This is a genomic window from Paenibacillus sp. NPDC058177 (assembly GCF_042883835.1).
Taxonomy (GTDB): Bacteria; Bacillota; Bacilli; order Paenibacillales; family Paenibacillaceae; genus Paenibacillus_AQ; species Paenibacillus_AQ agri.
In genome coordinates, this window is record NZ_JBHVVB010000001.1 from 50,635 (window position 1) to 62,758 (window position 12,124).

General features: G+C 50.7%; 9 protein-coding genes. 5 read left to right on the forward strand and 4 right to left on the reverse strand.

What is annotated here, in order from left to right; all coding sequences use genetic code 11:
• The first annotated feature begins 64 nt into the window (after positions 1-64).
• The 4 genes from ACFVU8_RS00245 to ACFVU8_RS00260 all read left to right on the forward strand — a co-directional run bounded on the left by ACFVU8_RS00245 (position 65) and on the right by ACFVU8_RS00260 (position 6,689).
• Complete coding sequence (locus ACFVU8_RS00245; RefSeq protein ID WP_387425395.1) at positions 65-1,426, forward strand: ABC transporter substrate-binding protein; 1,362 nt, start codon at positions 65-67, stop codon at positions 1,424-1,426.
• A 264-nt stretch (positions 1,427-1,690) separates the two neighbouring features.
• On the forward strand, positions 1,691-3,229 hold the full coding sequence (locus ACFVU8_RS00250; RefSeq protein ID WP_387425397.1) for an extracellular solute-binding protein: 1,539 nt from the start codon (positions 1,691-1,693) through the stop codon (positions 3,227-3,229).
• 27 nt (positions 3,230-3,256) lie between these two features.
• Complete coding sequence (locus tag ACFVU8_RS00255; protein ID WP_387425399.1) at positions 3,257-4,897, forward strand: response regulator; 1,641 nt, start codon at positions 3,257-3,259, stop codon at positions 4,895-4,897.
• Entirely contained in the window at positions 4,890-6,689 is a 1,800-nt protein-coding gene (locus ACFVU8_RS00260; RefSeq protein ID WP_379464674.1) for a sensor histidine kinase, read from the forward strand. Before ACFVU8_RS00255 ends, ACFVU8_RS00260 begins: the two co-directional genes overlap by 8 nt.
• A gap of 307 nt (positions 6,690-6,996) precedes the next feature.
• Here the strand turns inward: ACFVU8_RS00260 and proC are convergent, their stop codons facing one another.
• From proC to proB, 3 genes are read right to left on the reverse strand one after another with little or no spacing between them, the layout of a single operon-like run.
• On the reverse strand, positions 6,997-7,866 hold the full coding sequence (gene proC / locus ACFVU8_RS00265; RefSeq protein ID WP_379464673.1) for a pyrroline-5-carboxylate reductase: 870 nt from the start codon (positions 7,864-7,866) through the stop codon (positions 6,997-6,999).
• 27 nt (positions 7,867-7,893) lie between these two features.
• A complete protein-coding gene (locus ACFVU8_RS00270; RefSeq protein ID WP_387425401.1) occupies positions 7,894-9,141 on the reverse strand; it encodes a glutamate-5-semialdehyde dehydrogenase in 1,248 nt (415 codons plus the stop codon).
• Positions 9,142-9,183: 42 nt separating this feature from the next.
• Positions 9,184-10,287 carry a glutamate 5-kinase gene (gene proB / locus ACFVU8_RS00275; RefSeq protein WP_066365419.1) on the reverse strand — a complete coding sequence of 368 codons (1,104 nt, stop codon included), beginning with the start codon at positions 10,285-10,287 and terminating at the stop codon, positions 9,184-9,186.
• A gap of 450 nt (positions 10,288-10,737) precedes the next feature.
• On the opposite strand from proB, the gene ACFVU8_RS00280 reads away from it, so the two are divergent.
• Positions 10,738-10,935 (forward strand): hypothetical protein, encoded by a 198-nt coding sequence (locus tag ACFVU8_RS00280; protein WP_387425403.1) that lies wholly within the window; start codon positions 10,738-10,740, stop codon positions 10,933-10,935.
• A gap of 203 nt (positions 10,936-11,138) precedes the next feature.
• On the opposite strand, the gene ACFVU8_RS00285 is transcribed toward ACFVU8_RS00280, so the two are convergent.
• Positions 11,139-12,056 carry a LysR family transcriptional regulator gene (locus ACFVU8_RS00285; RefSeq protein ID WP_387425405.1) on the reverse strand — a complete coding sequence of 306 codons (918 nt, stop codon included), beginning with the start codon at positions 12,054-12,056 and terminating at the stop codon, positions 11,139-11,141.
• Positions 12,057-12,124: the final 68 nt, after the last annotated feature.

Below are 12,124 nucleotides of genomic sequence, written 5' to 3' on the forward strand. Positions count from 1 at the left end.
GAATGACTGGTACACCCGTCCAGGTTGGCAAGCATAATCATTCAATTTAGGGGAGGAATAGACTTTGAAAAAGAGAACTGTAACCTCATCATTATTGGCCGCTGTGTTTACGCTGTCACTCGTATTATCCGGGTGCAGCGGCAGTAGCAATACTAAAACTGCGACTAATACACCTGACACGAGCCCGACGGAAAGCGCTGTCAACAACACACCTAAGGTGGAAGAAAAGCATGATCCGGTTACGTTGCAGATCATTTCCTGGAAAGATAGCTACAATGATCTCTACAAAATGTTCGAGGAAAAATATCCGTGGATTACAATTGAACAAATTCCGGTCAACTCTCAGCCGATCATGGAGATTATCGCATCGATGGAAGCGGCGGGCACACCGGCTGACATTACGGAGATCGACTCCGACCTGATTTCCTTCGAGCAGAATGGTCTCATTGAAGATCTTACCCCTTACATTGAGAAGAGTGAAGCGTTCAAAACAACGAAATTCCCTGATGGATTCTTTGACACGATGATCTTTAACGGCAAGAAGCTGGCGATTCCAATGGTTGACGTTCCGATGTGGGTGCTAGTGAACAAGGATCTGCTTGCTAAACACGGGGTTAATATGCCGGCCAATGACTGGACCTATGATGATTTCCGCAGTATTGCCAAGAAAGTGACGGACAGTAATGCTGGAGAATACGGAATCACTACGCAAGCAGAGATTCAAATGCGGATGTTATCGACCAAGGCAATCGCCGATGGATATGCAGCCAATCTGCAGTATTTGAATGAAGATTTGACACAAAGCTTGCTGAGTACCCCTGACATTATGAATGAAGTAAAATGGTTCCAGGAACTGGTTACGAAAGATGGTTCCATGCAGTCTAATGCGGTTTCCGAGGCCGACGGTAGTGTAACCAAAGAATTTATCAACGGAAAAACGGGTTTTGCCATTGGCGGGGACTGGGTACTCCCGAACCTGAAGGAGAAGGCAACCTTCGAATGGGATGTTCTTCCGTTCCCGAAAGGCAAGGTAAGTCAGCCAGGGTATACGATTTACGGACCATTGTCGCTCTTGGCGGGATCGAAGCATAAGGAAGAAGCCTTCCTGTGGCTGGAGTTCCAATTCTCTAAGGAAGCCCAGAAGTGGAAGATCGATCAAGGGGCAAACGCATCGGTTGTTGATGATGAACTGACGGCTTATTATGACCAGGCTGAAATTTGGAAAGGCAAGAATATCGAGGCTGTTAAGCTAGCGCGTGAAAACGCGAAAATTCAGCCAGGCCTGACGGTTCCAGGCTGGAGTGATTACAACTGGAACAATATTTTGAATGATATTATTTTTGGTGACCGTGATATTAACGATATTATTCCAGAGACGGAAACATGGAACAAGAAGACCCTGGAGCTGCGTGATAGCCTGAAGTAATTTGGAGCAGTACAGGTATGAAACCATGAAGAGCGTAAAAAAGGTGATGGAAAAAGTGACGTCCCTAGTCCGGCGTAAGTCGGCAAGGGACGTTTCTTATTGCCAACAGTTTATAAACGCACTAGATAATTTTGAATCCTCTTATATCTGAAAGGATGAACATAAGATATGTTAATAAATGTACTTGTAGTTTAAAGAAAATTTTGAAAGCGTTACCACTATAGGGATGATTCAGAAGCTCAACAAGAAAGGAAGGGAAGCAGGATGCCGTCCATTCATCCTTGGAAAGTGAGAATACTTGCTTTGGTATGTGTGACGATGATCGTAATACCGGCAGTTTACTTCTTCAGTAAGACTTCGAGCTCGGAGCGGGTAGATTCTGAAGAATGGATGCAGGATGCGAAACCTGAAGTGACACTGAAGATGTATTTCGGTGGGGAGAAGAAGGCGGCTACTGATGAAGTGTGGAGGGAGGTCAGTCAATACGTCAAGTCAAAGGGGCTGAATGTGAAATTCTCGGTGAACTTCATTCCTTGGACCGACTATTCCAGTAAGCTGCTGGTTATGGCTGCGGCAGGCGATCGCTGGGACTTGAATTTTGATTCGGATACTTCTTTCCGGCAGATGGCTGCCCGTGGCTCATACTTGCCGCTGAATACCTTGCTTCCGGAATATGCTCCTCATTTGAATGAACGGTATAAAAGCGATGGAACGCTTCTGTCTACAACACTTGACGGTGAAATACTCGGTTTGCCCTGGGCGATCAAGATGAATCAACGCCCGTATGCCGTGTGGCGTGCTGATCTGGCAGAACTTGCAGGCATTGCCCCGCCTATGAATTCTATCCAAACGGTAGAAGATGTTGACACCCTTCTACATCAACTTAAGGAAGCTTATCCGGACAGTAAGCTGTCCCTTGTGACAGCTCTGCCTTTTTATTTTATTAGAGAAGAATGGCTTGACCTCGAATTTCATGGGCTCGGATGTTATATAGGAGATCCTGAGATGAAGGTGCGGGCTATCGAACAGCAGCCGTTCTATTTGGAGGCCGCGCTGATGAGTAAGCGTTGGAATCAAGCGGGTATTCTTAACCCCGATTCCATACTGGGACTTGAGGATAGTGCGAATCAATGGCGGAGCGGGAAGCTGCTGTTTACGATTACATCCCATGAATGGGCGTATGCTGCAGATCCTGGTTTCATCGATTCTGCTTATCGGCAGCAAGTATCACTTCTGTATCCTGAGAAACGTCAGGTCAACCGTCGCCCGACCTCTAATGTCATTGCGATTAACCGCAATTCAGAGCACCCGGATTTGGCATTGCGCTTTCTTGATCTGCTCGAGACGGACAGAACCCTCTTCGATCTTGTGATCTATGGAATGGAAGGGAAGACGTATAAGCTAGAAGGAGATACAGTACGTTATCCCGATAATTTGAATTTTTCGACCAGTAATTATATGGATTGGGGTGGACAATGGGGGTTCTGGAAGCCGCAATTTTTAAGGCCAACGGAGACCTATCCCGGCGATTTTTGGAACAAAGAAGCTACATTCGCCGAGCTTCCGCAAAATGTGGATTCACCACTTGGCGGTTTAATGTTGTCTGACTACAAGATTGGCAAAGCACTTGAAAGAAGAGATGAGCTCTATGAAGATCTCGGAAAGGCCATTGAATATGGCATGGAGGGAAATATAAGCGACGCGATAGCAAAGTACAGGCAGCGACAAATGGACAATGGACTGGAAACCATCATCGCAGAGGTACAGCGTCAAGTGGATCAATATTTATTGTTCAATCGTTAAGCACTAATCATTGGGGGAGGCCGCGTAATGTTCAGTGTGCTGATTGTGGATGATGAATTTGAAATACGTGAAGGGCTGTGCCAGCAGGTGCCATGGCATGAATATGGAATAAGCTCTGTTACCCAGGCTGCGGATGGAGATGAAGCGCTGCGCCTTGCTGAGGAATACCGTCCGGACCTGATTATTACCGATATCAAGATGAGAGGCGTATCGGGGTTGGATTTGCTGCGGCAACTACAGGCGATAGAAGATTATCATTGGAAGGCGATCCTGATCAGCGGGTACAACAACTTCAGTTTTGCCAAACAGGCTCTTCATTTAGGCGCGATGGACTACATATTGAAGCCGATCAGTATGACCGAGCTGGATCAAATCGTCCGTAAGTCCATTGAGATCCTTACGATGGAACGAATGGAACAGAAGAAGCGGGCTCACATCAACGACCAGATGCAGTTTGCTCTGCCCAAGCTTCGTGAGGAGCTGCTCCACGAGATTGTGGAGAATGACTATGATCCATACCGGGAGACACGAATATCCCACCGCCTGAAGACGCTGAAGCTGGGTTGGATGAAAGAGATGGAGCTGCAGCTCATGATTGTAGAGGCGGATAATCTACGGACTTTTACGAATCGTCATGGCTTCGCTGATGAGAAGAAGCTGATCCTGTTCGGGATTGGCAATGTGGTCAACCAGACGCTCGGTGAGGAGATTGGGGCTACATCTGTACTGTTTAAGGATAGCCATGAGCGCTGGATAGCGATTATCGGCTATAGCGGCTATGAAGCGTCCGAGAGGTGCTTATCACTGGCAGAAAAGTGTCTGGAGCGAATCAATCAGTTCGTCAAGGTTCACGCCAGTATTGCCCTCAGCCCTCCGGTACAGGAACTGCACCAGCTGCATCAAATGTATTCGCGGTGTGAGGAATATTTGAAGCGGAAGGCCCAGCAAGGAGGCAACAGGCTGTTTATGGAGGAGGGTGAGGAAGAGGAGGGAAGGATTTATGAGAAGCCTTCAATCCGGGAGCCTAAAGCTGTGATTGACCTGGTGAAGTACGGTAGCGACGAAGAGATCCGAGAGACGCTCTCCGATTTCGAGGAGATGGTTCAATTCTGGGGCTCACTTGATCTCAGGGATGTTCAGCAGCACATCTTCACCTGGCTGATGGAAGTGTACCGCGCTGCCGCAGCAGTAGGTTGGTCTGACCGATCATGGGAAAGGGACCCTATAGCGCTTTGGGATAGGCTGGAGCAGTATGATACGCTGCAATCTTTGCAGGAACAGGTTCAGCAGTGCCTGTTGGCATTGGCCGGCGATTTCCGGAAAATGTCCAATGCTTCGAGTCAGATCGTTCAGGAGGCGGAGCGCATGATTCGTAGCCGTTACGCGGAGAATTTATCCCTTCAGATTGTCGCGTCTGCAGTGCACGTTACTCCAGTATGGCTGAGCAATCTGTACAAAAAAGAAAAAGGGCGAACCTTTCTGGAGGAGCTGACTCAGGTTCGTATTTGCAAGGCCAAAGAAATGCTGGGCGAGAGCATGTACAAGATCTATCAAATCTCTTATCTTGTAGGCTATAAGGACCCTGTTCATTTCTCGAAGCTGTTCAAAAAGCATGTCGGGATTACGCCTAAGGAATACCGGCGGATGAGAGGCATTGTGGATGATTAAGAATATGCGGAGCTTAACCCCGTCCCTTCGGAATCGGCTCATCCTGATCTTTTTCGGGATAACGATTGTTCCGTTCATTCTCTTCTCCGGATATGCGCATACGAAATCTGTCGAGGGGATCAAACAAGCTAATGCGGCATTCTCAATGAGTTATCTTGAACAGGCCGAGATGAATGTGAGGACCTATTTGAATCACTTGAACGATCAGATCAATAATTTAATCGGGGATCGGGATTTGCAAAGGCTACTGGAGCGGCAGCCGCAAAGTATAGAAGAGGAACAGGCGATTTCCATAGAACTGCTGAGCATCGTTCATCAGAAAGGACAACATCTTGATGCGCTGCGGCTGCGTGTTCTTCCGCTTCATCCTGAACTGTATCCCACATATATGAAAGCGCTGGGGGAGGACTCCACGATCCGCACGGAGAACTGGTTTCATCGCGCTTCAAGCAGTACGGTGCCCTTTTGGCAGTTATCGATGAACAAAGGTCCAGGGCGCAGCCCGCTGCTTCTATACATAAAAACATTTACTAGTTTGCACAATCGAACACCGCGCGGCATTGTGGCAGTCGACCTTGCAGATCATTACTTTAATCGTTTCTTTATTCCAACGAAGCGATTGAACGGACAGAAATTTCTGATTATCAATGAAGACGGACAAGTGATTTATGATTCTGCCAGCAATGAGTGGACTGGCGAGCAGTTTCCTTCTCCAAGGCTGCTGGAGCAGCGCAAACTGTACAGTGAGGGTGTTGATACCTATACCATCTATGATCGTGAGCAATTAGCAGCCTATGTGGGGATGGATACCTTGCCTTGGACCATTATCAGTCTGACACCAATGCGGGAGTTGACAGAGCCCGTAACGAAGCTGAACCGGCTGCTGCTCTTTTTCCTGGTTGCGTATTTGATCTGCTCCGTCTGGGTGCTGGTGTATATTACCCGGAACTTCAGTCAGCCGGTCCTGCGGCTTGTACGGTTAATGCGGCGTCTGGAGGAAGGGGAATTCAATATGGATATTCCTCATCAGGAGCGTAAAGATGAAATCGGCTGGCTGTTTCGCGGGTTCCACAGCATTGTGCGCACGATTGAAGAACTGATCCAGCACTCCGCCCGGTCGGAACGCGTGAAGAAGGAGCTGGAGTTCCAGGTGCTTAGCCACCAGATCAACCCTCATTTTCTCTATAATACGCTGGACTCCATCCGCTGGAAGGCGGAGAAGCATGGCCAGAGCGATATCGGTGAAATGGTATCTGCGCTCGGCAATTTGCTGCGGCTCAGCCTGAATCAGGGCAAGGACATTACGACCGTTGGACGAGAGATCGAGCAGGTCAAGGCTTACGTCCTGATTGAACAGGCCAGAATCGGCATGCCGCTGCGGGTATTGTATTTTTTTGAAGAGGAGCTGCTGGATCTGCAATTTATACGCTTGCTCCTACAGCCTCTGGTGGAGAATGCCATCCAGCACAGCATACGCGACAACTTCGAGCATGGGAAGGTTGTACTGTCAGGGCGCATTGAAGGGCAGGACTTATTGATCAGTATTGCGGATAACGGCAAAGGCATTCCTCAGTCTGTTCTGGATGACTTGGAGCAGGATCATTCTGAGCAGCGAGCGGGGAAGAGCTCCGGCGTCGGACTGCGTAATGTGAACGAGCGTCTCAAAATCACCTTTGGAAGTCACTATCGGCTACAGATTGAGAGCAGGGAAGATAAAGGAACCCGAATTACGATCAGGCATCCGATTCTGGACGGCGAATTCACTGACAAGACTGATGATATGAAGGAATAGCCGCCATGCTGATTTGCTGATGACCTGAAACTTTGGTATACGAAGCCGCGGATCACTGTAAAGTCAAGGATCTGGAGTCGGCCTATGCCGTCACCAACTACAGTCTGGATGATTTCAAACATGTGATGCTCCCCGCTATCTTTTGAGTGGAGCCTCGTTAATCCCGCTTCGTTGTCTTCGCAAAGGATACCTTTTTTACGTTATAAAAACAGTAAAGCGGGCGCTTCTCCTATTATGGGAGAAACGTCCGCTTTATATTTCTGGATTATAGCTGCTTATTTTTGTAGATGTGGGTCTCAGGGGAATTCTATTGCTGCAGTTCTTTCTCCAGCGCCGTTCCCATTTCGCGAGAGCGTTCAGCACAGCGGTTCACCGCAGCGATGACGGTCTCGAAGAAATCACCGCGCTCTAGTTCTTCAAGCGCCGCCTGGGTGGAACCGTTCGGCGAGGTAACCTTCTTGCGCAGGGCCGCCGGTTCCTCACCGGTCTGCTGCACCATCCGGGCTGCGCCAAGTACGGTCTGGACCGTCAGCTCCGCACTTTGCTCAGAGGATAGCCCGCCACGGATACCGGCGGCGATCATGGCCTCCATCATGTAGTAGATGTAGGCAGGACCGCTGCCGGAAATGCCGGTCAGCGTCTCCATGCGCTCCTCATCGATGACGGTTGTGATGCCCACGGCATCGAAGATGTTAAGTGCCAGACGTCGGCTGTCTTCATCCACTTCTTTGGAGAAGGCCAGGCCGGTTGCGCCAAGCCCGATGGAGCTGGAAGTGTTGGGCATCGAGCGTACAACAGGCTGCGGAGTGCCTAGCAGCCCTTGCATCGTGCGGATGGACATTCCGGCAATCACCGAGATGACAAGCTGGCCTGGAGAGAGCAGCGGTCCCAAATGGCGCAAGGCTTCTGCGGTGTCCTTCGGTTTCATGGCTAGCACAATCACGGGAGCGCTACGGAGATACCCGTTTTTTTGCTCAGGGTCATTCGATCCTTGAACGCCATAGCGGGCCCGAAGCTCAGCCAGACGTTCGTTACTGCTGCGGTTCAGCATAATGATATTTTGCGAAGATACCACATTGCGGTTAATCAATCCGCGGACAATGGCTTCAGCCATGGAGCCCGCACCGTAGAACACGATCTCATGATTAAGCAATGGAATGGATTGCTGTTGACACATAAGGTTAACGCCCCTTTTAAAAATGATTTAGCCCCGGATCTGACCGTTGCCGTATACTTTATATTTTGTTGAAGTAAGTGCTGGGAGTCCCATAGGACCACGGGCGTGCAGCTTCTGAGTGCTGATGCCGATCTCAGCTCCGAATCCGAATTCGAAGCCGTCAGTGAAACGGGTGGAAGCATTATGGTATACGGCCGCCGCGTCGACTTCTTGCAGGAAGCGGGCTACATGGTCGGCAGTTTCGGACACGATACACTCCGAATGTTTAGTTCCGTATCGTTCAATATGCCCCATTGCTTCATCCAAATCCCCGACGATTTTGATGTTCAGAATATAATCGTTATATTCTGTCGCATAGTCCTGCTCCGTCGCCGGAAGCGCCCAAGGCACCAGAGCCACGGTCTCTGGACAGCCGCGTAGCTCTACATTGGCCTCGCGGAAGGCTTCAGCCAGTGCTGGCAGATGGGCCTGTGCATAGTCCCGATTTACAATCAAGGTTTCCATGGAGTTGCAGACAGAAGGGCGCTGGGCCTTGGCATTAAGGCTGATGTTAAGCGCCATTTCCGGATCAGCATCCGCATCCAGATACGTATGGCAAATCCCGGCACCGGTCTCGATGACAGGAACGGTAGCATTCATCACAACGTTCTGGATCAAAGAGCTGCCGCCGCGCGGGATGATAACATCCAGCAGACCGTTCAGCTTCAGCATTTCATCGACAGAAGCACGGCTAGGGTCTTCGATCAGTTGCAGGGCATTTGGCGGGAGGGCTGTTGTGGCCAGGGCCTTGTGTAACACCTCTACGATCTTTCGGTTGGAGGAAAGGGCGGAAGAGCCGCCGCGCAGCACAACTGCGTTGCCAGTCTTCAGACAGAGTCCTGCCGCATCCACTGTGACGTTGGGACGGGCTTCATAGATGATGCCGATAACGCCCAGTGGCACCCGGATTTTCTCAACAGACAGGCCGTTCGGGCGTTCAAAGGTTTCCAAGGTGTCACCCACTGGGTCAGGTAATACGGCAATTTGCCGCAGTCCTTCAGCGATCCCCGCAATCCGATGCTCATCCAGTGCCAGCCGATCCAGCATCGATTCTGGCGTGCCATTCTGACGTCCGCGCTCCAGATCTTCAGCGTTGGCATCTATAATCGCAGCCGCTTCATGCTGAAGCGCTGCAGCCATCACCAGCAAGGCTTCATTTTTCTGGTCTGTGGTCAATTTAACTAAGGTTCCTACGGTCTCCTTGGCCAAGGTTGCTTTGTTTACAACTTCACTCATAACATTTCCCCCCTGATTATAAATAGTATGAAAAAGACCTTCTTATCTCAGTGTAATCCATTCGTCGCGGTGGATAACCTCCAACCGGTGAACCTCTCCGAGCTTCGGCACGATTTCGCGGCTGGGCAATCCTTGGATGCTGCGGAGCTGGCTGTCGTCATAGTTGACAATGCCGCGCCCCAGCAGCTGAGCGTCTGGCCCCAGCACCTCTACAACATCACCAGCATGAAAGCTGCCGTCAGTTTGCTTGACCCCGATCGGGAGCAGGCTGTGCCCGCCGTTAAGTAGAGCTTCAACCGCTCCTGCATCAATATGCAAGGTGCCGAGTGGGGTGGACATGAAGCCCAGCCATTGCTTCTTAACCGGCAGAGAAGAGAGGGTAGTGGCGAAGTAAGTGCCTTTGCCGGTTCCGTCAGCCGCAAGCCGGAGATCTCCGGGCTCGGCTGCCCTGCCGATGAAGACTGGGACACCGCCACGCGTCGCAATCTTGGCGGCATCGATCTTGGAACGCATGCCCCCGGTACCGACACTGGAGCCAGCTCCACCTGCGATCGCGTAAATCTCGGGCGTGATCTCATCTACATGATGATATTTCACAGCATCCGGTGTTTTACGCGGATCACCACTGTACAGGCCGTCCATATCCGTAAGTACCAGCAGGTGGGAAGCCTTGAGCAGATTGGCGACCAGTGCCGACAGCGTGTCATTGTCGCCGAATTTCAATTCATCGACAGAGACCGTGTCGTTCTCATTGAATACGGGTACAGCCCCTTGCCGGAGCAGCTCTTCCACGGTCATTACGGCATTGTTCATGGCCCGGCGGCTGCAAAAGTCAGTCCGGGTGAGCAGGATTTGCGCTGCGATGATCCCATGCTTGGTGAAAGCCTCTTGGTAGGCCTGCATCAGCAGCGCCTGGCCTACTGCGGCAGCGGCTTGCTTCTCATGCAGCAGCCGCGGTCGCACCGGGTAGCCGATGCTGCGGAACCCGGCGGCCACCGCTCCGGAGGTGACCAGCAGCACCTCCGCACCCCTCTCGCGCAGCCCGGCAATCTCGGCTGCGAAGAAGGCGATGGCGGCATGGTTCAGGCCGCCCTCCGGTCCGGTCAGCGAGCTGCTGCCGATTTTGACCACTATTCTTGTCGTCACTTTTTGCTTCACATCCTCAAGATTGATAAGAATCTTCTGAATTCTGGGTAAATGCAAAAAAGCCCCCATCCTTAGACTTAGCAAAGGACGAAAGCTTGAATTCACTTCCGCGGTACCACCTTCATTGATGAGGGTTCATCCGACTTCATTCTCATAACGGGAGGGTCCGTCCTGCTGCACGCAGGCCGCTCAGGGGTAGGCTTCAGAACAAAACCGCGGTAAATTCTCTCAGCCTTCCGGAATTTACTCTCTGGGCGCGGGTGGACTCGTTCTTACTGGTCCCGTCAGCACGTTTCAGTATTTGTCCTATAGAATAACATGGCAAAGGGCGGTTTGCAAAGGGTGGACGACCTTTTTATTTTAGGAGACTAAAGTGTCCTGAAAAAGATGTTTATCCTCGGAGAGAACGGGTAAAATACTTATAATCTGTTACCAGGAGGTGGCTGTAACTTGAGTAAAGACAACAAGGTCCAACAGGAACAGATCCAACATTTAAATGAATCCGCGGAGTTTCAGAACAACGCACTTCGTGAGTTCATTGAAGAAAAGACAGGAAGTCCTAAACCAGAAGAGTCAGTTCACGAAGGTACAACCCGTCTATCGGATGATCAGAACCGCTTGATTACTCAGCGTAATATGCGTAAATAGGCTGCATATGTTCTTCTGACAGAAGATCAGGGAATGCAAACCACAGAAATACCTTTTATGGCGAAAAATATGGAGACCAAAGAAGCCGTCGGACATCCTTTTAGGGTGCCCGGCGGCTTTTCGTATGTGGAAAGATGTCCATAGTAAATGAGGGGTCCATCTTCACAGAGGGCGTCAGCCGCCTTTCGGCAAGGCTGTCGCTACTAGACTTCCTCATCTGTCAGAGCGGCCACAGTTGTGCGAAACGTCTTCATAAAAGCTTCCGCTGCCTTGGAGAGATAACGGCCGCGGCGGTATGCGAAGACCAGCGTCCGGCTTGGTACAGGCTCAGCCAGCGGCAGGTAGACAGGCACAAATTCACTGCGTGGTGCCCGGGCGATGAAATGAGGCACAAGCGTAACCCCCATGCCTGTAGCCACCAGTGACTGCACGGTCTCCATATTGTTGCTCTCAAAAACAATCTTCGGCTCGAACCCCGCCTCCCGGCATAGCTCAATGGTCAGCTTGCGGAAGCCCTGGCCTTCCTTCAGTACAATAAAAGGCTCATTCTTCAACTCCTCCAGCGAAGTGCGGATTCCATCCTTGCTGCGGGCTGCAAGAGGGTGATCGGCGGGAACCGCCAGATCAATCCGTTCCTCTCCCAGCACTTCATAGGCCAGTGCAGGAACCTCTAAAGGAAGAGACAGCAGACTAAGGTCGGTTTGTCCCCCAGCGGTTAGCTTCTCCAGGTTCATGGAGGAGTCTTCGAGCAGTGCAATCTCAATCTCCGGATAGCTTTGCTTGAAGATCGGCAGCACATGCGGAAGCAAATGTGCGCCTGTAATCGGCATGCTGCCGACCACGACACGGCCGGAACGCAGCTCCGAGATATCGGACATTTCCTGACGGAGCAGTTCGACAGCATCGATAATGATTTGGGCCTGCTCTACAAATTTTGCCCCGGCATGGGTCAGCTCAACGGAGCTGGTATTCCGCTGGAAGAGCAGGACACCCAGCTCCTTTTCCAGCTTGGAGAGCTGCTGGCTGAGCGAAGGCTGAGCGATATGCAGCTTCTCTGCTGCCCGCGAGAAATTTCTTTCGGCAGCGATTTGTAGTGCATATTGTAATTGTCTGAATTCCATATTCCAAAACTCCCCGGTGTTAAATCACTTCTCTTATAAGTATAACCTATGACCATAACCTTTAATAT